Source organism: Streptomyces sp. S6 (genome assembly GCF_054880855.1).
Genome location: NZ_JBTYMC010000031.1, coordinates 18,869 through 37,581, shown reverse-complemented (window position 1 = coordinate 37,581; position 18,713 = coordinate 18,869). Strand labels below are relative to the sequence as shown.

Below are 18,713 nucleotides of genomic sequence, written 5' to 3'. Positions count from 1 at the left end.
CCGGGGCCCGGCAAGCCGACGCCGTCCCGGTCGGCCGTGCCTCAGCCGCCGCAGCAGTCGCCGTCGCCTCAGCCGCCGGTCGAGTCGCCGTCGCCCACGCCGGAGCCGTCGCAGGCCGAGCCGTCGCCGTCCGCGCAGGAGCCGGCACCTAGCTGACCTGCGCTGACCTGCGGGATTTGCCTAGTGGGGGGTGAGGTGCGTATGGTGGTAGATCGTTTGATCCCATTTGCCCGGCGCCAACGCAGAGCGCGCCGTGTGGCGCGTACTCTCCCCAGCCGTGGCGGACCGCATAGAGGCGGTCGTATTGCAGAAATCACGGAGTTGACGGGCGCGTGCCGACGAGACTCCGGAAGGTTTCGCATACGCATGTCCATTTCCAGTTCTGATCAGGTCGCCGTCGAGTCGGTCGTCGAGGCGGACCTCGAGTCCGGCATCGAGTCCGAAGAGGTCGTCGAGGTCGCCGAGGACACGGCCCCCGAGATCACCTTCGCCGACCTCGGTCTCCCCGAGGGTGTCGTGCGCAAGCTCGCGCAGAACGGCGTCACCACCCCCTTCCCGATCCAGGCCGCGACCATCCCGGACGCGCTGGACGGCAAGGACATCCTGGGCCGGGGCCGCACCGGCTCCGGCAAGACCCTCTCCTTCGGTCTGCCGACGCTCGCGCGTCTCGCCGGCGGCCAGACCGAGAAGAAGCGCCCCCGCGCCGTCATCCTCACCCCGACCCGTGAGCTCGCGATGCAGGTCGCGGACGCGCTCCAGCCGTACGGGGACGTCGTCGGCCTGAAGATGAAGGTCGTCTGCGGCGGTACGTCGATGGGCAACCAGATCTACGCCCTGGAGCGTGGCGTCGACATCCTCGTCGCCACCCCGGGCCGGCTGCGCGACATCATCAACCGGGGCGCCTGCTCCCTGGAGGACGTCGAGGTCGCCGTTCTCGACGAGGCCGACCAGATGTCCGACCTGGGCTTCCTGCCCGAGGTCACCGAGCTGCTCGACCAGGTGCCGGCGGGCGGCCAGCGGATGCTGTTCTCCGCGACGATGGAGAACGAGATCTCCACGCTGGTCAAGCGCTACCTCGTCGACCCGGTCAGCCACGAGGTCGACGCGGCGCAGGGCGCGGTGACGACCATGTCGCACCACATCCTCATCGTGAAGCCCAAGGACAAGGCGCCGGTCACCGCCGCGATCGCCTCCCGCAAGGGCCGCACCATCATCTTCGTCCGCACCCAGCTCGGCGCGGACCGGGTCGCGGAGCAGCTGCGCGAGTCCGGCGTGAAGGCGGACGCGCTGCACGGCGGCATGACGCAGGGCGCGCGTACCCGCACGCTGGCGGACTTCAAGGAGGGCTACGTCAACGTCCTCGTCGCCACGGACGTCGCCGCGCGCGGTATCCACGTCGACGGCATCGACCTCGTCCTGAACGTGGACCCGGCCGGTGACCACAAGGACTACCTGCACCGGGCCGGCCGTACCGCTCGCGCGGGCCGCACCGGGACGGTCGTCTCCCTCTCCCTGCCGCACCAGCGGCGTCAGATCTTCCGGCTGATGGAGGACGCGGGCGTCGACGCCGGGCGGCACATCATCCAGGGCGGGTCGGCGTTCGAGCCGGAGGTCGCGGAGATCACCGGCGCCCGGTCGATGACCGAGGTGCAGGCCGAGTCCGCCGGGAACGCGGCTCAGCAGGCCGAGCGTGAAGTCGCCCAGCTGACCAAGCAGTTGGAGCGGGCGCAGAAGCGTGCCGCCGAGCTGCGGGACGAGGCGGACCGTCTTGTCGCCCGTGTCGCGCGGGACCGTGGTGAGGACCCGGAGGCCGCTGTCGCCGAGGCGCAGGAGCAGGCCGTCGCCGAGGTCGCCGCCGCCGTCGAGGAGGCCGCTGCGGCCGAGGCGCGCGAGGCTCGTCGGGAGCGTGACGACCGTCGCGACGACCGGGGTGGCCGTGGGTTCGAGCGCCGTGACGACCGTGGTGGGGACCGGGGCGGTTTCCGCCGGGACCGTGAGGACCGTCCGTTCAACCGGGATCGCCGCGACGACCGTCGGGACGACCGGGGTGGCCGTGGGTTCGAGCGTCGTGACGACCGTGGTGGGCGGGGCTTCGAGCGCCGGGACGACCGGCCGTTCAACCGGGACCGCCGTGACGACCGTCGCGACGACCGGGGTGGCCGTGGGTTCGAGCGTCGTGACGACAACCGTGGCGGCTTCGAGCGCCGTGACGACAACCGTGGCGGCTTCGAGCGCCGGGACAACGACCGGGGCGGCTTCCGTCGCGACGACCGTCCGTCCGGGCACCGGGGCAGCGACCGTCCGTTCAACCGTGACCGCCGTGACGACCGTCCGGGCTTCCGTGCCGGTGGGCACGACCGTCCGGGCTTCCGCCGGGACGACCACCGGGGTTCGGGCACGGGGACGGGTTCGTCCTTCCGCCGTGACGACAAGCCGCGCTGGAAGCGCAACGGCTGAGTGAATCTCTGAAAGGGCCCTCTCGCTTCGGCGAGGGGGCCCTTTGGGTTGAGGGGCCTTTTGGTTGGGCGCTTTTTGGTCATCTGTGACGCATGTCACGCCTGTTGTACGGGCATTGCATGGGACATGACAGATGACGCGATACCCGCCGAACAGTCATCCGGACCGTCCTCTGACGAGGAGCGGCTCGCCCAGCTCGGCTACACGCAGGTCCTCGCCCGCCGCATGTCGGCGTTCTCCAACTACGCGGTGTCCTTCACGATCATCTCCGTGCTGTCGGGCTGCCTCACGCTGTACGAGTTCGGCATGAACACGGGTGGCCCGGCCGTCATCACCTGGGGGTGGGTCGCCGTCGGGCTCATGACCCTCGTCGTCGGCCTCTCGATGGCCGAGATCTGCTCCGCGTACCCCACCTCGGCGGGCCTCTACTTCTGGGCCCACCGCCTCGCGCCCCCGCGCTCCGCCGCCGCGTGGGCCTGGTTCACGGGGTGGTTCAACGTCCTCGGACAGATCGCCGTCACCGCGGGCGTCGACTTCGGCGCGGCGTCGTTCCTGGGGGCCTATCTAAACCTCCAGTTCGGCTTCGAGGTGACGCCGGGGCGGACGATCCTGCTGTTCGCGGCGATCCTGCTGCTGCACGGGCTGCTCAACACGTTCGGCGTGCGGATCGTCGCGCTGCTGAACAGCGTCAGCGTGTGGTGGCACGTCCTCGGGGTCGCCGTCATCGTCGGCGCGCTCACCTTCGCGCCGGACCACCATCAGTCGGCGTCCTTCGTGTTCGGGCACTTCGTCAACAACACGGGGTGGGGGAGCGGGGTGTACGTCGTCGCGCTCGGGCTGCTCATGGCGCAGTACACGTTCACCGGGTACGACGCGTCCGCGCACATGACCGAGGAGACCCACGACGCGTCCACCGCCGGGCCGCGCGGCATCGTCCGGTCCATCTGGACGTCCTGGATCGCCGGGTTCGTACTGCTGCTCGGGTTCACCTTCGCCATCCAGTCGTACGACGCGTCGCTCGCGAGCGAGACGGGGGTGCCGCCGGCGCAGATCCTCCTCGACGCGCTCGGGGCGACCGGGGGCAAGCTGCTCCTGCTCGTCGTCATCGGGGCTCAGCTGTTCTGCGGGATGGCGTCCGTCACCGCCAACTCCCGGATGATCTACGCGTTCTCGCGGGACGGGGCGTTGCCGTTCTCCCGCGTCTGGCACACGGTGAGTCCCCGGACGCGGACCCCTGTCGCCGCTGTCTGGCTGGCTGCCGGGGGCGCGCTGCTCCTCGGGCTGCCCTACCTCATCAACGAGACCGCGTACGCGGCTGTGACGTCCATCGCCGTCATCGGGCTGTACATCGCGTACGTCATCCCTACGTTTCTCCGGCTGCGGCGGGGTGCCGACTTCGAGCGGGGGCCCTGGCACCTGGGGCGCTGGTCCTCCGTCATCGGCGCGGTCGCGGTCGCCTGGGTCGTCGTCATCACCTTCCTCTTCATGCTTCCCCAGGTGTCTCCCGTCACCTGGTCGACCTTCAACTACGCCCCCATCGCCGTCCTCGTCGTCCTGGGCTCCGCCGCGACCTGGTGGTTCACCTCCGCCCGGCACTGGTTCCTCAAAGCCTCCCCCCACTCCGCCGCCCCGCGTTCCGAAACCGCCGATCTCTGACCATTCCGACCCCGGACACGGCCGTGTCCCCCATACCCGATCGGCGACACGGCCTCGGGCGGTTATGCTCGGGGGGCAACATCCGCCAGGGCCCTTAGCTCAATTGGCAGAGCAGTGGACTTTTAATCCATTGGTTGTCGGTTCGAGTCCGACAGGGCCTACGGGTCGCCCCCAGCTCAGAGGTACGTCGAGCTGGGGGCGAGTGCGTTTTAGGGGGCGTGGAGGTCGTGGGCTCAGCCGCCGCTCAACCCAAGTGCAAATGATCATGGAAGGTTCGCCGGGCCTGAGGGGGCCGCAGCCTCAGCCTCCGGCTGCTTCTGGCCGTACGACGATGAGGCGGACGACGGTGAGGCGGACGACGGTGAGGCGGACGACGGTGAGCCGGCCCCGTCCCTCCGTACCGTTCCCCACTCCGCGAGCCGTTCCGCGACGAACATCGGACTGACCCGGAACTCCCGGGCCAGCGCCGACGCCGACACCCCCTGCCGGTACCGGCTCACCACGTCCTCCCGCGCGCTGACGAACTCCGCGCGGGCTGCCCGTACTTCCGCACTGCTGCGGCGCCCGGCACGCCCCCTGAACACCCGGGCCCCTGCCCGCCGGTACCGCAACGCGTCGACCAGGCCCCTGCGTTGCTCACCCCACTCGTCGAACCGGCGCCCCAGCCAGCCGGAGGTGACGCCGTACTCGTCCGCGAGGCCGCTGAGCGGGGTGCCCAGCCGATACCGCCGGATGACCAACTCCCGCTCGTCCAGCACGCGTTGCCTCGCGGCAGCGCGCTCCGGGCTCACAGTCACGATTCACCCTTGGGTGCGGGGGTGCCGGAGTGGCCGGTGCCGTGGGTGCGGATCATGACGTTGCAGTCCGTCACCCGTGACCAGTCGCCGTCCCGCGCCGCCTGGGCGCGTTCCTCGGCGAGTTCGCCGCACCGGGCGCAGTCCGGGTTGGGGGTGGAGACGGGCCGGAGCTCCGGGGAACTGGTCGGCTCGGAAGCGGTCGGTTGTACGGACTTCACTGGACTCCTTCGGGTTCGGTGGTCTGTGCGCAGCCATGGCCGGGCGGGCACTCGTAGACCTCGGTGCTCAGGTCGCACCGGGCTATTCGCCCCTTGGCGCGGCCGGCGGACACGGCCTCGACGTGAAGCGGGAACAGCCACCCGCACCAGACGCACGCCCAGCCCGCGTAGCGGTCGCGCGGGAGGTCGGCGGCGTCGGGGAGTTCGCGCTTCACGTCCGGTCCGCCTGCGGTGTCAGGCCGTACACGGTGCGGCAGTTGCCGCATGCGTACAGGACGAACGTGGCGCCCCGGCCTTTCCCGATGAGGCCGATCACCCGCACGCCGTAGGCGTACTCCTTGTGCCAGGCGCAGAAGCCGTAGATGCCGGCCTGTCGGGCTGGGCGGGTCACTGGGGCGCCTGCTTCAGATACCGCAGGGCGGTCGCGGTCCCGCAGCGGGCGTCGTCGTCCACGCACTGCTCGCACATGCCGGCGTGCGCGCGGAGCGTCTGATCGGTGGCCTTCGCCACGCAGGTGGTGCAGGCGCGCGGGAACGTCGAGTAGTGACTGTGCCGTCGCTCGCCGAGATCCACTGCCGCCGCCGTGTCCAGCCACGTCCCGCACCAGACGCACGCGACGCCACGGGCCTGCGCCTGCGTCAGCTCGGAGTGAGGTGGCAGGTTCAGGAGGGTGAGCGCGTTGATGGGAGGAGCAGTTTCGGGCGGCATGTCACGCCTCCACGGTCACGGTGATCCGTCTGACAACCACGACCGTAGGAGGGCTCACACAAAACGAGGGGCAGGAATCCTGCCCCTCGCTTACTCGTTCGACTATGCCGCCAGCAGCCCCAGCTTCGTTGCCAGCTCCGACGCCCGTCGACGTCGGTCCGGGAACCGCGACTCCGTCTCCTCCAGCACGATGCGCCGCGCGTACCCGTTGTATCTGATCGTCTCCGGGGCCGCCTCGTGCGCCTTGGCCAGCGTGGCCAACGCTACGTCCGGCTGCCCGTCCAGTTGATAGGCACGGGCCTCCTCGATGCGGTGACGGGCCCGCCGAGGACGTGACTTGATCACCGTTCCGTCCGCCCGCGCGGCCTGCCGCACGGACTCACCGCCCTGGTGCAGCTCGACGGCGACGGTGACCGCGTGCGCGCCCATGATGGCGCGGCTGAAGCTGGTGACGGGGTGATAGAAGTCGGCGGGAAGCCTCGTGGCCATCCTGCTGGCCTTGTCCCACCACCCCCACGCCGTGCCGGTCTCGCCCCTGCGGGCGGCCGTGTACCCGGCCTCGAACTGAAGGGCTCCGGCGATTGCCAGTACTTCGTCCTCGGCGTCCGCCAACTGCGGTTCGAGGTAGCGCAGGGCTTCCAGCGTCACCGCGTCGGCGGCATCGAAATGGCCGGGCCCGCTGTCGCGGTGGGCCTGGGCGGTCAGCCACGCGGCGACGCCGATCGCGTGCGGGTCCTCGGAGTCCTGTGCGGCGACCATGCCACGCTCGGCGACCCGCCACAGGAGGGCGCTGTCCGGTTGGTAGGCGACGAAGAACTGGGTCAGCGAGTACACCTCGGACAGTACGGCCTGGGTAGCGCGTCGGCTTGTCCCGTCGTCGGCCTGGCGCACGGCGAGCTGCGCGTCACGAATCAGGCCCGGCAGCAGGGAGCCGATGACTTCCCGGTGGTTGGGTGCCGAGTGCCGGGCCGCCCACGCACGGTCCAGACGGAGCCGCAGGTGCTGCGCGGACGGCGCCTGCTCGTCCGTGGGGAACGGGAAGGCGTCGATGGCGGCCTTCACCGCGGCGAGGCGGGGATGGCCGGGGCCGATGAAAAGGTCGACGTGGGGGGATTGGTCGCCGGTGAGGTCGGCGAGGTCTCGGACGCGGAGGATTTCCGCGATGCGAAGAATGGTGGGCAACTTGGGTACCTGGATCTGGCCACCCTCGACCTGCTTCACCCAGGACGGGGACTTGTCGAGGAAGCCGGCGAGGACAGGGCGGCTCATGCCGCGTCGCTGTCGGAGGATCTGCATGCGCTGACCGAAGGCAACGCTTTCGACGATCGGGTCCGGGGTGGCGTCAGTCGGCACGGTCTTGCCCCAATCTCTGGACAGGTCGCACTGCCAGGGTAGGGGGAGAGGTCTTTGTTGTGCGCTGGTTGAATCTGTTACTAGATCGAAAGCGCTTTCACCAGGTTGTTTCTGTTGTTTTCCAGAAACGGTCCCGTGTGGTCGATGCTGGTGCTAGCGTGCCCGTCACAACATCAAAAAGATGGCCCCACCAGGGCTCGGAGTGTCTCACCACTCCGCTGATGGGGCCGCGACGACACCAGTCTTGGAGGACTGTCGCCATGCGCCACTCTATCGCGCATGCCATTTCGGCGTGCCTGCGTACCCTGCTCACACTCCTCCTGCCCGCCACGGGCAAGCGCCGCAGGTGCCCGGAGGCGGTGGTTCCGGTCGTGCCGGAGCCGTACGTCAGCCCGTGGTCGCGGCCTTGGACGGGGCCCACGAAAGAGGAGGCGGCGGAGTTTTTCCGGCGGCAGGCGGAAGCGGATGCAGCGCGGGAACTCCGGCTTCAGGAGGAGCGTCGGCGGGCGGCTGAGTACGCCACGCTGGGGGTGGACTACCCGTACACCTATGAGGGAGCGCCGTTCGGGGCGGACGCGTTCGGTGTCGGCGCGTGAAGCTGGCTCAGCTTTTGTAGCGGCGCTCATCGACCCACCCGTCGATAGATTGAGGCCATGTCACGCACAGTCCGGCGTATCGCCGTCAGCGGCTACAAGTCGATCCGGGAAGCCGAACTCGATCTGGGGCCGGTCACCGTTCTGGTCGGCCCCAACGGCGCGGGCAAGAGCAACTTCATCGAGGCGGTCGAACTGCTCGGGCACATCGCCGAGGGAGAACTGGCGATGGAGGTCGGGCGGCGGGGCGGGGCTGTGGCGCTGATGCACGGGGTGGGCAAGGGAGGTGCGGAGATCGGGCTGCGGGTGGAGGCGGTCGACGGCGGAGTCGTCAACGTGTACGAGGCGAGGCTGACGCCCTCCCGCCACGGAGAACTGGTCTTCGCCCGAGAAGTGGTGGAACTACACGACGCTGGGGGTTCCGTGGAGGCTGAACTCGGTCGTGGGCACCGTGAATCCCGGCTCGACGTCGACGAAGACACCGATGCCATGTCCCGGAACGCGCGGGACGTACTGAGAGGCTGCCGCGTCTACCACTTCCACGACACGACTCCCGGCGCCCCGGTCAAACAGCCCGGCTACGCCTCCGACACGGAGACCCTCCACCCGGACGCGCGCAACCTCGCGGCCTTCCTGCTCCGGCTGCGTGAGGAGGACTCCGCGTCGTACAAGAAGATCGTGCGCACGGTTCAGTCCGTCGCCCCCTTCTTCCGGGACTTCGTCCTCACCGCGGACGCGGGGCAGCGGGTGGCGCTCCGGTGGACGGAGTCCGGTTCGGACACGGTCTTTCCGGCTGATGCGCTGTCCGACGGAACCTTGCGCTTCGTCTGCCTCGCGACCCTGCTGCTCCAGCCCCGGCCGCCGGCACTTCTCGTACTGGACGAGCCTGAACTGGGACTGCATCCCTTCGCGCTCACGGTCCTCGCGGAGTTGTTCCGTTCGGCTTCCACCCGTAGCCAGGTGCTCGCCGCCACCCAGTCCGTCACTCTGCTCGACCAGTTCGAACTCGGTGAACTGGTCGTCGCCGAGCGGGTGGACGGCTCGACCAGGCTTCGTCGGCCCGACCGGGAGGCGCTGACCGCCTGGTTGGACGACTACTCGCTCGGCGACCTGTGGCTGAAGAACCTGCTGGGCGGACGGCCCACGCCCGAGCCGGAACGGTGAGACGGACTGATGCGATACGTGCAGGTGCTGGTGGAGGGGCAGACCGAGGAACGGATGGTGGACCGCGTCTTCGGGCCGGAGTTGCGGCGACGGGACATCTGGCTCACCCCGGTCATTCTCACGACCCGTCGGGCAGCGGGGCGACCGCACGACAAGGGCGGTGTCAGCAAGTGGTCCGTGATCGAGCGGGAGATCCGCAGTCTGCTGCGGAACCCGTCCCTCGACATGGTGACCACCATGTTCGACCTGTACGGACTTCCCTCGGACACCCCTGGGGTCGCCGACGCGCCGACCGACAACGCGTACGTCCGGGTCCGCCATGTCGAGGAGGCCATCGCCCGAGTCGTTGCCGACCGGCGCTTCCTTCCCTTCCTCGCTCTGCACGAGACGGAGGCGTGGGTGCTCGCCGCCGCGAACGAACTCTCCGAACTGGTCGGGGTACCCGCTCTGGCGGGCACGCTCCAGGCTCAGGTGACGGCTGCGGGCGGTCCCGAACTGGTGAATGACGGTCGCGACACCGCTCCGTCCAAGCGGATCGTCCGGGCCCACCTCGGCTACAAGAAGGTCGTGGACGGCTCCGACGCCGTCGAACTGCTCGGTCTCGACGCCTTGCGCGTTGTCTGCCCGCATCTCGACGGGTGGCTCAAGCGGTTGGACGACCTGCCGAACGCCTGATTGTTGGGTGAGGCCGGGAGGTGAGGTGTTCGTGCGGGCCGGGGATCAGGTGGTTCTGTAGGTGGATCGATGAGTCGGGTGGGCTCAGTTGTCCTTGAAGCGGGGGAGTTCTTCCGGGAAGTTCTGGTTGCCTTGGCATTTGCCCAGGGTGTAGGCGCGGCGGGTGAGTTCGTAGGCGAAGTCGGCTTTTGCCTGGCGGAGGGCGAGTCCGGTGAGTCGGCTTTTTCCGATTACTCGTACGTCGGCGATGAGGGCGTATGTCTGTGTGGTGTCTGAGGGATTGATGTCGGAGGGGACGCACGGAACGTAGACGCTGGCGAAATCGTCTGCGGACATAGCGTGAATGTTCCCCGTTGATGTCAGATTTCTTTTGACCGGGTCGTCTGCGGCGTTGGATTCGTAATAACGCTTCCATTTCGCTTGGGAGCCGCGCTGAATCTCTGATTCTCCCGAAAAGATCGAATCGCCGGCGTAGACTCGACAGGAGAATGTGAATCCATATCCTGAGCCGACAGTGTTGGAGCTTTCTTCAGCTGATCGAACTTTCGGAAGTGTGTGGGTGATGATTTCCCGGCTCACGCCGCCATCGCAGATTTTGCTGGGAAGTCTCTCAAGCCCCTTGGTGAAAATTTCCTGATAGCCGAACCAGCCTCCGGCTGCCAACATGAGGGCTGCCGCGCAGAAGGCTACATTTTTCCGCTTGATCAACGTGGCCGCTCCTTGTTGTCGCTCAGAATGTTGCCGCTCGAATCCCATCCGTCGTTGACGGCATTGCGGATAATGCTGTTTATTCCGTCCTTAGGGAGGTCGATGTTGTGCCGGTTCAGCGCGTCCTGGACCGACCACTGGGCCATTTGGCTGACTGAATCCTGGAACGCGTTGAGGTCCTGCCCGGTCCGGTACACCGCCGCGTCGACCGAGCCCTCTATCTCCCTTCCTTCGAGTATTTGTTTTACGGCTGTGGTGGCGACTCCGCTGAATGCGGCGCTTCCTATGGCGGCCACGGGGGCGAACGGTGGCGGTGCCAGTGCGGCAAGGCCTCCGGCTCCTGCCGAGATGGCTGTGCTGAAGAGGTCCCCTTGCGTCGCAAGGCCGTCGTTGTGGTCCTTCTCGGATTCGGCGGCATCCTTGATCTCGGCATCGGCGATGGAGTGGCCGACGATCCCTTCGATGATTCCCGCGTTCTTGCCGATGTCTTCGAGGACTCGCTCTCGTGGTCCTTCGAAGAGGGACGGGTCTGTCAAGTGGGCTTCGAGTAGGCTGCCGGTGTAGATGCTCTCCCCGTAGATGATGCCCGCTCTGCCCGCCGGGTCCAGTGCGACGGCTGACAGGAACCGTGCGACATCTGTCTTGTTGAGCCCGTCGTTTTTCTCGCTGCTGGTGAGGAAGGACGCCTCTGAATTCTGTCCACCCAGTTCCCGACTGATCTCCGGCATATAAGAAGCCGCCATATGCCCGAAACTCTCCCCCATCCCCCGCTTCACCAGATCCGAGTCCCCGTCAGGATCGGCGACCGCAGCCATCACGTTGGCCATGATGTCGACCTGCGTCGCGGTGTGCGGCGGCGCGGCGTAAGTCGGGTCGTCGGCCGGCACCCCCGTCACCGCTGCCTCCAGGGCACGCCCCAGTGGGCCGCCCCGGTCGGTGTACGGGGTGGTGCCGAGCATGTGGTCGAGGTCGGATTTGGAGGTGAAGGCGTGGGTCGCGGCCTCGGGGTTGTGGGAGAGGCCCTCGAAGAGGCCCTCCAAGGGGTCGCGGCCGGTGCCGTCGCCGAAGACGAGGTCGAGGCCGTCGTAGGCCTTCACCCACAGGGCGTCGGTGTTGGACTCGCCGGCGGCCTTGTCCGACTTGAAGAGTTGCTGCCGGTAGGCGTCGAGGAACTCGGTGTCGTACCGGCCTTCGCGCAGCAGGCTGCTGAGGACCTGGGAGCCCAGTGCTCCCACCGGGTTCAGCGAGCCGGCGGCGCGGAAGTTGGTGTTGCTCTCGGCGAGGACGTCCTTCTTCCAGTCCTTCATGGCGTCCGACTCGGAGAACGACGCGGTGGCCAGCGTGAGGCTGAGGTTCTCCTGGAGGCTCTTCAGGGGGTCGAGCTCGGCGCCCCGGGCCCCCGCGTGGGTCCGGGCCATGTCGGTCCAGAACTGGAGGGTGCCCTTGGCGCCCAGCCGGGTGGCGAACTGCTCGGCGAAGAGGGGGTCGTCGCGGTACCGCTCCATGGTGCGGTTGAAGGCGGCGAGGCCGGCGGGGGTCAGGTCCGCCGGGTTCTTGGCGGCCTTCGCGAGCTGCTCGGCGGCTGCGACGGCCTCGGCGGCGGAGTCGCGGTCCGCGTACGTGGCATCGGTGAAGCCGTGCTCGGCCTGGTCGGCGAGGAGGGTGAGGACCTTCGCGGCACTGCTGTCGCTCTCGGTGGCCTTGCCGAGGATGTGCTGGATCTCGTCGCGGAGCTTCTCGGCGGCCTGCTGGGTCTGCGCGCCGGTTTTCCCGCTGGGGTCGGACGCCCAGTCGGGACGGACGGCGAGGGTGACCTGGAACGTACCGGCGCCGGTGTCGAGCACCGTCAGCCCCAGTTTCCCGGCCCGCTCGATCGCGTCGTTCAACTGGGTCCGGTAGTCCAGCAGTTCCTTGTGGGTGTCACCCAGGATCTTGGCGATGGAACCGGCCTGGGCGTGCGCGTCGTTGAACTCCGCGGCGGTCTTGTCGACGAACTCCCGGGTGACCGAGGCGTTGACCCCGGCCCACTTCGCCTTGTCCGCCTTCGCCTTGAGGTTGTCCCGCGCGTCCCCCTTCAAGGTCGCCAGTTTGGACGTCATCTGCTCCCAGTCGGTGACCGCCTCGCCGAGCTTGGAGAGGTCACCGAACCGGAGTGCTTCCAGGTCCATCGGGGTCAGCGGCCCTTCCGGTCGTCGAAACCCTGATCGAGTACGGAGATGCTGCTGACCGCGCCTCCGATGTAGGAGTCGGTGCCGCCGTGCAGGGTCTGGGTGTAACGCAGGTGGTTGGAGATGTGCGCGCAGGCGTCCAGCAGTGAGCGGGACTGTGCGGTCCACCGCGTCGCCACGTGTCCCAGCGCCGCGCCGAGTGCGTATCCCTCGCCTTTCAATCCGCCTGCGGCGGCTTCCGAAGCGACCTGTGCGTGACCGCTGTACACCCCGAAGTCGTCGAACAGGTCGTGCGCGGCCTTGCCCACCGCCTCCAGGTCCGCGTTCCGCACCCGCAGATCGCCCTGCGACGCGCCACCGTCCGAGTCGGCCAGGTGACTGTTGAGCCGCATCCCTGGGGACTGCCGCTGCGCCGCCGCCGCTTTGAGCCGCTCCCACTCGTCCCACGCCATGCGCGGTGCCCTCCCCGTCCCCGTGGTGATACCTGGCCGGTGGACGGGGGTTGCCGCGCTGTCGCCTCAACTCCCGTCGCCCTAGGGGAGATTACCGTCCCTTTACTCGACCTTGCATGTGAGATGGCCGTGAACGGAGGTGCAGGGAACGGCGGTTAGGTGTTTTCCGGCCGTTGGGTCGGGGGGACGTTGCCGGGCATGACCGGGGGTGGGCCGAAGCCCTGTTGGGGAGATGCCGGGTGGGGGTGTTGTGGGGTGGTGGTGGGTCTGCGGCGTTTTCGGACGACGGCTGCTGTGGCGATGCCGGCTGCTGCGAGGGTGCCTGTGCCGAGGCCGATGGCGAGCCAGGGGGTGCTGTTGTCGTCCTTGGCGGCGGCAGCTGCCTTCGCCGGTTCGCTCTGTTTCGCCGAGGGTGTGGGGGAGGCGGACTGTTCGGCTGCTGCCAGGTCGGGGAGGGGGTAGACGTCGGCGGGGCCTGGGTCGCCGGGGGTTTTGAGGGCGATGCGGGGGCGGACGATGCCGTAGCCGATGGCGTCGTTGCGTTTGGCTCCGTCGGTGGGGGCGCCGATGGTGTTGAGCATGACGCGGAGGATCTGGTTGTTGGTCCAGTTGGGGTGGGCGGACCAGATGAGGGCGGCGCTGGCGGAGGCTAGGGCGGTGGCGTCGCTGGTGCCGCTGGTGGTGCAGAGGCCGGTTTTGCCGCCGCAGGCGTGGACCATGTCCTCGCCGGGGGCCGCCATGTCGACCTGGGGGCCGTAATTGGACGCTGGGGTCCGGTGGAGGTCCTTGCCCACCGCCGCGACGCCGATGACACCGGGGACGGCGGCCGGGTATTCGGGCAAGTTGGCCTCGTTCCCGCTGTTTCCGGCCGACGCGAAGATCAACGCCCCCTTGTCGAGGGCGTATTTCACCGCGTCCGTCACCTGTGTCGTCGTCTCCGTCACTCCCATGGAGATGTTGATGACCTTCGCGCCGTGATCGGCGGCGTAACGGATCGCGGGCGCCAGCGCCTCGTTGAAGAGTTCCTCTCCGGCGGCCAAGTTGGCCGCCTTGCCGCTGTCAGGCATCCGGATCGGCAGGATCTTGGCGCCGGGCGCGAGGCCGAAGGAACCTCGCCCGCCGAAGTTGGCGCCGGTCGCCGCGATCAGCCCGGCCATGCCGGTGCCGTGGCCGAAGGTGTCGTAGTTGGTGTGTTCGTCGCCGGGCTCGTCGGTGGCGTAGTCCTTGCCCGGGAGGACGCGTCCGACGAGATCAGGGTTGTCGGGGTTCACACCGGTGTCGATGACCGCGACGGTGATGCCTTTGCCGGTGCTGGTCTTCCACATGCTCTCGGCTTGCATCCGGTCCAGGTACCACTGGCGCTGACGGGTCGTCTCGGCGCCGACCGCCGGTGCTGCGGCCGTGCCCGTCAGCAGCAGGCCGAGGATCGCCGTCGCGACGATACGACGGGCCCCGTGTCGCGTACTGCTGGCACTCATGGGCTTTAGTTCTCCTGTTTCCTGGGCGTGTCAGTCGACGACCGGCGGCACGGTGGGCCGTTGGTTCCGGCGCCAGGTCTCCTCGTCCTCGGTGACTCCGTACGGCCGACCGCTGCCGTTCCTCGCGCTGCGGGGCGTCGTCGACGGGGCCGGGCCGGGCACCGCAGCCCCCGTCCGGCCCTCACCGGGGCGTCCCGCGCCGGTCGCGCCACCGGTGACCGGGGTACGGCCGGTGCCCGATGCCTGTGCTCCCGTGCTCCTCGGCCGCTGGACGGAACTGCCGCCTACGACACCGGAGTTGGTGGCGGGGCGTCCTCCGACGATGCCGCCGGGGCCGGACGGGGAGACCGGGCGGACACCGGGCGCCGTGGCCGGGGTGCCTGTCGTCCGGCTGGCGGGATTGGTCATGCCGGGGGTCTGGCCCATGGGCCCCATCGGGCCGCGTGCGGGTGTTCCTTCCCCACCCACGACCGTGCCGCGCGGGATGGCCCCGGACTGCCGTCCCTCGGAGGGCAGGACGGGACGACCTCCGACGATGCCGCTGCCCCCGCCGGAGACGCCGGGAGCGCGGCCGAAGACCGTCCCCTGGCCGACCGGGGGTACGGGAGCCCTGCCCGCACCGGTCGTCCGGCCCTGCGGCGTCGGACTGGTGACGGACAAAGCCTGCCCACCGCCGAACAGTGGAGGCACAGGGACCGTACCCTTCACCGGACCGGGATCGGCAGGAACGCGCGGGGCATCCACCGGAGTCTGCGCAGGCAACGTACCAACCGAGTCGATACCTGTCCGCACCGGAGGCAAGGCCTCACCCGGCACACGCGGCTGGGCTCCGGGAGCGCCGGAGACACGCCCCGCAGGAGCAACTCCGGTTGGACCGCTTTCCCCGGGCACTCTGCCAACCGTCTGGACCGACCCAGAAGATCCCGTGAGCCCGGGATCATCGGTTGCCGTGGTATCGCGTGTTACCTGCGCCGTTGTCGGCACGATCGCCTTCGGCGGTGGCGGCAGCTTCGGCCTCTCCAACGCATTCATCCGCGTGGCTGACCACGCATACGACTGCGCCAGCTTGTTCATCTGCGCAGCCGCCTCCAGCCGCACCTTCTCCCGGTCCGCCTTCAACGCCGCCAACTCACCGGACGACTTCGACGCGATCCCCGCCGCGTCGGGATCATTGTGCGCAGCCCGCGCGGCGGCAAGGTTGGCCGTAGCCCCAGGCACATCGCGAGGGATGGACGCCTGCGCCAGGGCGATGGAGTCGGACGCATGCCCCAGCCAGACCCCGGACTCACGGCTGAAGTCACTCAACCGCAGCGTCGCCCCCGCGAGATCGGCGGCCCAGGTACGGAACGCGTCGGCGCCGTCGCCTTTCCAGGACACCCGCTGCGGCCGGACCCCCAGCTCCTTGGCGATCTTCGCGATCTCGCCGGCCGCCGACTTCAACCGCTCGGCGGCACCCGACACCACCCCCGCGTTCGCCTGGTCGAGCCACGCCAGCATCTGCTCGTGGCTCATCCCGTCGAAGAACGTCCCACCCGAGCTCTCCGCGTCACGCACCGGCAGCCTCCCCCGTAAGTCCTTTTATCGTACGGGGGGCGTGCGGGGTGAGCTGTGAAGGAGTTACCGCCAACCACGCCCGTCTCAATGACCCCTGACGGCAAAGGCGTTGAGGCCGGGTGCAACACTCACGAGGTGACCGGGGGGCACTGAATCGCTGTCTGCTCCCTCGACCTGGAAGGAGTGGATGGTGGCTCTCGCTGCGGCAACCGTCGACGTCGGTCTGGCCAACGTCTCGAACTATTTCGTCTACTCGGCGATAGCCGTGTACCTGCTGGCGCTGTTCGCGTACTGCGCGGAGTGGACCTTCGGCAGCCGGGGCACGGTCGCCCGGCTCTCAGCGGCGCACGCCTCGCCCGCCGGGACGGCGTCGGCGGAGGGGCGGCGCGCAGAGGGGGGTGTGGCGACGCTCGTCCGCGCGAAGCCCGTCGTCGTCACCCCAGGCGGCCGTGACAGCGTCCCGGCGGACGGCCCCGGGGTCGCGGGAACGGACACGCAGGCCGATCTCCTGGGCCGGATCGCGGTCTCGCTGACGACTCTCGGCTTCGTCCTGAACGCCGGGGGCGTGATCACCCGAGGGCTGTCGGTGACGCGGCTGCCCTGGGGGAACATGTACGAGTTCTCCTGCGTCTTCGCGCTGACCGTGGTGGGCGCCCACCTGGCGCTGCTGGCCGCGAGGCGGAACGTCCGCTGGCTCGGCCTGCCGATCGTCATCGCGGCGCTGCTGATCCTCGGCCTGGCCGTCACCGTGCTGTACACCGCCTCCGAGCAACTCGTCCCGGCGCTGCACTCGTACTGGCTGGGGATCCACGTCGCCGCCATGACCGTCTGTGCGGGTGTCTTCTGCGCCGGTTTCGCGGTCACCGTGTCCTATCTCGCGCAGGACTCCCGCGAACGCCGGCTCGCCACGGCGGCGGACCGGGGCAGCCGGCTCGACGGCATCCTGGAACGGCTCCCCGCCGCCGCCAACCTCGACCGGCTCTCCTACCGCCTCAACGCGCTGGTCTTCCCGCTGTGGACGTTCGCCGTCGTCGCGGGCGCCATCTGGGCCGAGAGTGCCTGGGGGCGGTACTGGGGGTGGGACCCCAAGGAGACCTGGTCGTTCATCACCTGGGTCACGTACGCGTGCTACCTGCACGCCCGGTCCACCGCCGGGTGGAAGGGCCGCAAGGCCGCGTACCTCGCCCTCGCGGGTTTCGCCTGCGTCCTCTTCAACTTCTACGGCGTGAACCTCTTCGTGACCGGCAAGCACTCGTACGCGGGCGTGGGGTGAGAACGCGATGTGGTTACTCGGGAACCGTCGTTTCCTCGCGTTCTGCGTACGGCTGTGGACGGGGCTGGAGAGAGCGCTGGACAATCCGGTCACGCGCTGGCTCAGCGGGCTGCTGAGTGCGGTGGCCGGGGTGTCGGCCGGGGTGTACGCGGGCCGGCACTGGCTGGCGCGGGGAGAGGTGCGGGAGGCTGTCCGCAGGCATCCGGATGTGGCCGTCGACGCGCAGGACAGCGTCGTACGGGTGCTGGATCTGCTGAGCGTGGTGTGGGCGGTGAGCGCCTGTGCGCTGCTGGTGCTCGCCGTGGCGGGCGCGTTCTTCGGGGCCGGTGGGTACGTGCTGCTGGGCGGGGCCCTGGTCTGGTGGGCGCCGCTGGCGTTCATCGCCCGGCAACTGCCCGGCGCGGGCGCCCAGCACACCGTTGTCCTGCTGTTCCTGTGCACGGTCCTCGCCGCCGGCGTGCTGGCCCCCGCGGAGCAGGCGGTGAGGAGGCGACGCACGGCTCCGGAGCCCGTCGACGCGGGATGACCGCCCGCCCGCCGGGTCCCTCACGCCGAGTGACCTTCGGCGGCGCCTCCACCTCGCGCTCGGGTTCGGCGCCCCGGCGCTGCTCGGCTGGGGGCTGGGTCGTGCGGTGCCGCTCCGCCCCACGCGGACCGGGAGAGCCATGTCGCACGAACTGTGCACCCCGCTCAACTCGGTCCGCCCTCTCGCGGACCGGGAGATCAAGCTGCCCCGGGTCAGCCCGCGTTCAGTTCCGCCAGCGGCAGCGTGTGGCTCGTCTGGAGGACCTTCGCGCGGAGGTACCGGACGTTGTGGGGGGTCGTGAAGACGCCGGTGGGGACGCGGTTCTGGACGGTCAGGCCCAGGGCGCGGAGCTGGTCGGCCTTGTCGGGGTTGTTGGAGAGGAGGTCGAGGGAGGTGATGTCGAGGGCCGTCAGCATCTGGGCCGCCGCCGTGTAGTCGCGGCCGTCCTCCGGGAGGCCCAGCGCCTTGTTCGCCTCGTACGTGTCCAGGCCCTGGTCCTGGAGGGCGTAGGCGTCGAGCTTGTTGTAGAGGCCGATGCCTCGGCCCTCCTGGCGGAGGTACAGCAGGACGCCGCCCGTCTCCGCTATGCGTTCCACCGCCTCGCGGAGCTGGGGGCCGCAGTCGCAGCGGGCGGAGCCGAAGACGTCGCCGGTGAGGCATTCGGAGTGGAGGCGGACGAGGGGGGTGGTGGTGCCGGGGTCGCCGAGGATCACGGCGAGGTGCTCCTGGCCGTCGGTGAGGCCGTGGAAGGTGACGATCTCGGCGTCGACGGAGTAACCGTCGGTGAAGCGCAGCGGGACCCGGACGCGGGAGCGCTGCGTGGCGGCGGGGAAGTCGGGCATGCGGGTCTCCGGGGTCCGGTGTGGCGGGGCTTGCCAAGAAACCATGTGATTCAGATTTGAAGCACATGACCGGTTCCCGACCCTACTCCTC

19 protein-coding genes and 1 tRNA gene are annotated in these 18,713 nt (G+C 69.1%); 8 read left to right on the top strand and 12 right to left on the bottom strand.

Annotated elements, in window-relative coordinates:
* Positions 1-366 precede the first annotated feature (366 nt).
* The 3 genes from ACVNF4_RS07085 (at position 367) to ACVNF4_RS07075 (ending at position 4,274) form a co-directional block, all read left to right on the top strand.
* Positions 367-2,457: a DEAD/DEAH box helicase gene (locus ACVNF4_RS07085; RefSeq protein WP_461801815.1), complete on the top strand. Its 2,091-nt coding sequence runs from the start codon at positions 367-369 to the stop codon at positions 2,455-2,457.
* A 126-nt stretch (positions 2,458-2,583) separates the two neighbouring features.
* Complete coding sequence (locus tag ACVNF4_RS07080; protein ID WP_461801814.1) at positions 2,584-4,113, top strand: amino acid permease; 1,530 nt, start codon at positions 2,584-2,586, stop codon at positions 4,111-4,113.
* An 88-nt stretch (positions 4,114-4,201) separates the two neighbouring features.
* Positions 4,202-4,274 (top strand) — tRNA-Lys (locus ACVNF4_RS07075).
* Between the two features lie 102 nt (positions 4,275-4,376).
* Here the strand turns inward: ACVNF4_RS07075 and ACVNF4_RS07070 are convergent.
* The 6 genes from ACVNF4_RS07070 to ACVNF4_RS07045 all read right to left on the bottom strand — a co-directional run bounded on the left by ACVNF4_RS07070 (position 4,377) and on the right by ACVNF4_RS07045 (position 7,189).
* A complete protein-coding gene (locus ACVNF4_RS07070; RefSeq protein WP_461801813.1) occupies positions 4,377-4,910 on the bottom strand; it encodes a hypothetical protein in 534 nt (177 codons plus the stop codon).
* Positions 4,907-5,128 (bottom strand): hypothetical protein, encoded by a 222-nt coding sequence (locus tag ACVNF4_RS07065; RefSeq protein WP_461801812.1) that lies wholly within the window; start codon positions 5,126-5,128, stop codon positions 4,907-4,909. The genes ACVNF4_RS07070 and ACVNF4_RS07065 overlap by 4 nt, the downstream gene beginning before the upstream one ends.
* A complete protein-coding gene (locus tag ACVNF4_RS07060; RefSeq protein WP_461801811.1) occupies positions 5,125-5,343 on the bottom strand; it encodes a hypothetical protein in 219 nt (72 codons plus the stop codon). The genes ACVNF4_RS07065 and ACVNF4_RS07060 overlap by 4 nt, the downstream gene beginning before the upstream one ends.
* Positions 5,340-5,519 carry a hypothetical protein gene (locus ACVNF4_RS07055; RefSeq protein ID WP_461801810.1) on the bottom strand — a complete coding sequence of 60 codons (180 nt, stop codon included), beginning with the start codon at positions 5,517-5,519 and terminating at the stop codon, positions 5,340-5,342. The genes ACVNF4_RS07060 and ACVNF4_RS07055 overlap by 4 nt, the downstream gene beginning before the upstream one ends.
* Positions 5,516-5,836: a hypothetical protein gene (locus ACVNF4_RS07050; protein ID WP_461801809.1), complete on the bottom strand. Its 321-nt coding sequence runs from the start codon at positions 5,834-5,836 to the stop codon at positions 5,516-5,518. The genes ACVNF4_RS07055 and ACVNF4_RS07050 overlap by 4 nt, the downstream gene beginning before the upstream one ends.
* 102 nt (positions 5,837-5,938) lie before the next feature.
* Complete coding sequence (locus ACVNF4_RS07045; RefSeq protein ID WP_461801808.1) at positions 5,939-7,189, bottom strand: helix-turn-helix domain-containing protein; 1,251 nt, start codon at positions 7,187-7,189, stop codon at positions 5,939-5,941.
* A gap of 260 nt (positions 7,190-7,449) precedes the next feature.
* Here ACVNF4_RS07045 and ACVNF4_RS07040 point away from each other — a divergent pair, with 260 nt between their 5' ends.
* From ACVNF4_RS07040 to ACVNF4_RS07030, 3 genes are read left to right on the top strand one after another with little or no spacing between them, the layout of a single operon-like run.
* Positions 7,450-7,785 carry a hypothetical protein gene (locus ACVNF4_RS07040; protein ID WP_461801807.1) on the top strand — a complete coding sequence of 112 codons (336 nt, stop codon included), beginning with the start codon at positions 7,450-7,452 and terminating at the stop codon, positions 7,783-7,785.
* 57 nt (positions 7,786-7,842) lie between these two features.
* Entirely contained in the window at positions 7,843-8,946 is a 1,104-nt protein-coding gene (locus tag ACVNF4_RS07035; RefSeq protein WP_461801806.1) for an AAA family ATPase, read from the top strand.
* 9 nt (positions 8,947-8,955) lie between these two features.
* Positions 8,956-9,621: a DUF4276 family protein gene (locus tag ACVNF4_RS07030; protein ID WP_461801805.1), complete on the top strand. Its 666-nt coding sequence runs from the start codon at positions 8,956-8,958 to the stop codon at positions 9,619-9,621.
* An 84-nt stretch (positions 9,622-9,705) separates the two neighbouring features.
* On the opposite strand, the gene ACVNF4_RS07025 is transcribed toward ACVNF4_RS07030, so the two are convergent.
* From ACVNF4_RS07025 to ACVNF4_RS07005, 5 genes are all read right to left on the bottom strand, one after another.
* Positions 9,706-10,329, bottom strand: a complete 624-nt coding sequence (locus ACVNF4_RS07025; RefSeq protein WP_461801804.1) for a hypothetical protein — start codon at positions 10,327-10,329, stop codon at positions 9,706-9,708.
* On the bottom strand, positions 10,326-12,497 hold the full coding sequence (locus tag ACVNF4_RS07020) for a hypothetical protein (RefSeq protein ID WP_461801803.1): 2,172 nt from the start codon (positions 12,495-12,497) through the stop codon (positions 10,326-10,328). Before ACVNF4_RS07020 ends, ACVNF4_RS07025 begins: the two co-directional genes overlap by 4 nt.
* 5 nt (positions 12,498-12,502) lie before the next feature.
* Complete coding sequence (locus ACVNF4_RS07015) at positions 12,503-12,949, bottom strand: hypothetical protein (RefSeq protein ID WP_461801802.1); 447 nt, start codon at positions 12,947-12,949, stop codon at positions 12,503-12,505.
* A gap of 155 nt (positions 12,950-13,104) precedes the next feature.
* On the bottom strand, positions 13,105-14,427 hold the full coding sequence (mycP, locus tag ACVNF4_RS07010) for a type VII secretion-associated serine protease mycosin (RefSeq protein WP_461801801.1): 1,323 nt from the start codon (positions 14,425-14,427) through the stop codon (positions 13,105-13,107).
* Between the two features lie 30 nt (positions 14,428-14,457).
* Positions 14,458-15,981 carry a WXG100 family type VII secretion target gene (locus ACVNF4_RS07005; protein ID WP_461801800.1) on the bottom strand — a complete coding sequence of 508 codons (1,524 nt, stop codon included), beginning with the start codon at positions 15,979-15,981 and terminating at the stop codon, positions 14,458-14,460.
* 190 nt (positions 15,982-16,171) lie between these two features.
* Between ACVNF4_RS07005 and ccsB the strand changes: the two genes are divergently transcribed.
* Together ccsB and ACVNF4_RS06995 are read left to right on the top strand one after the other, a co-directional pair.
* On the top strand, positions 16,172-17,254 hold the full coding sequence (ccsB, locus tag ACVNF4_RS07000; RefSeq protein WP_461801816.1) for a c-type cytochrome biogenesis protein CcsB: 1,083 nt from the start codon (positions 16,172-16,174) through the stop codon (positions 17,252-17,254).
* Between the two features lie 7 nt (positions 17,255-17,261).
* Complete coding sequence (locus ACVNF4_RS06995; protein ID WP_461801799.1) at positions 17,262-17,780, top strand: hypothetical protein; 519 nt, start codon at positions 17,262-17,264, stop codon at positions 17,778-17,780.
* 212 nt (positions 17,781-17,992) lie between these two features.
* Here the strand turns inward: ACVNF4_RS06995 and ACVNF4_RS06990 are convergent, their stop codons facing one another.
* The gene (locus tag ACVNF4_RS06990; protein WP_461801798.1) at positions 17,993-18,622 is read right to left on the bottom strand and encodes a GTP cyclohydrolase II; all 630 of its coding nucleotides are present in this window, start codon (positions 18,620-18,622) and stop codon (positions 17,993-17,995) included.
* Positions 18,623-18,713: the final 91 nt, after the last annotated feature.

Excerpts from the sequence above, each read along its gene's own strand:
- mycP (WP_461801801.1), bottom strand. The coding sequence starts at position 14,427 with ATGAGTGCCAGCAGTACGCGACACGGGGCCCGTCGTATCGTCGCGACG.
- ACVNF4_RS06990 (WP_461801798.1), bottom strand. The coding sequence starts at position 18,622 with ATGCCCGACTTCCCCGCCGCCACGCAGCGCTCCCGCGTCCGGGTCCCG.
- ACVNF4_RS07015 (WP_461801802.1), bottom strand. The coding sequence starts at position 12,949 with ATGGCGTGGGACGAGTGGGAGCGGCTCAAAGCGGCGGCGGCGCAGCGG.
- ACVNF4_RS07080 (WP_461801814.1), top strand. The coding sequence starts at position 2,584 with ATGACAGATGACGCGATACCCGCCGAACAGTCATCCGGACCGTCCTCT.
- ACVNF4_RS07035 (WP_461801806.1), top strand. The coding sequence starts at position 7,843 with ATGTCACGCACAGTCCGGCGTATCGCCGTCAGCGGCTACAAGTCGATC.
- ACVNF4_RS07050 (WP_461801809.1), bottom strand. The coding sequence starts at position 5,836 with ATGCCGCCCGAAACTGCTCCTCCCATCAACGCGCTCACCCTCCTGAAC.
- ACVNF4_RS06995 (WP_461801799.1), top strand. The coding sequence starts at position 17,262 with ATGTGGTTACTCGGGAACCGTCGTTTCCTCGCGTTCTGCGTACGGCTG.
- ACVNF4_RS07030 (WP_461801805.1), top strand. The coding sequence starts at position 8,956 with ATGCGATACGTGCAGGTGCTGGTGGAGGGGCAGACCGAGGAACGGATG.
- ACVNF4_RS07020 (WP_461801803.1), bottom strand. The coding sequence starts at position 12,497 with ATGGACCTGGAAGCACTCCGGTTCGGTGACCTCTCCAAGCTCGGCGAG.
- ACVNF4_RS07040 (WP_461801807.1), top strand. The coding sequence starts at position 7,450 with ATGCGCCACTCTATCGCGCATGCCATTTCGGCGTGCCTGCGTACCCTG.
- ACVNF4_RS07085 (WP_461801815.1), top strand. The coding sequence starts at position 367 with ATGTCCATTTCCAGTTCTGATCAGGTCGCCGTCGAGTCGGTCGTCGAG.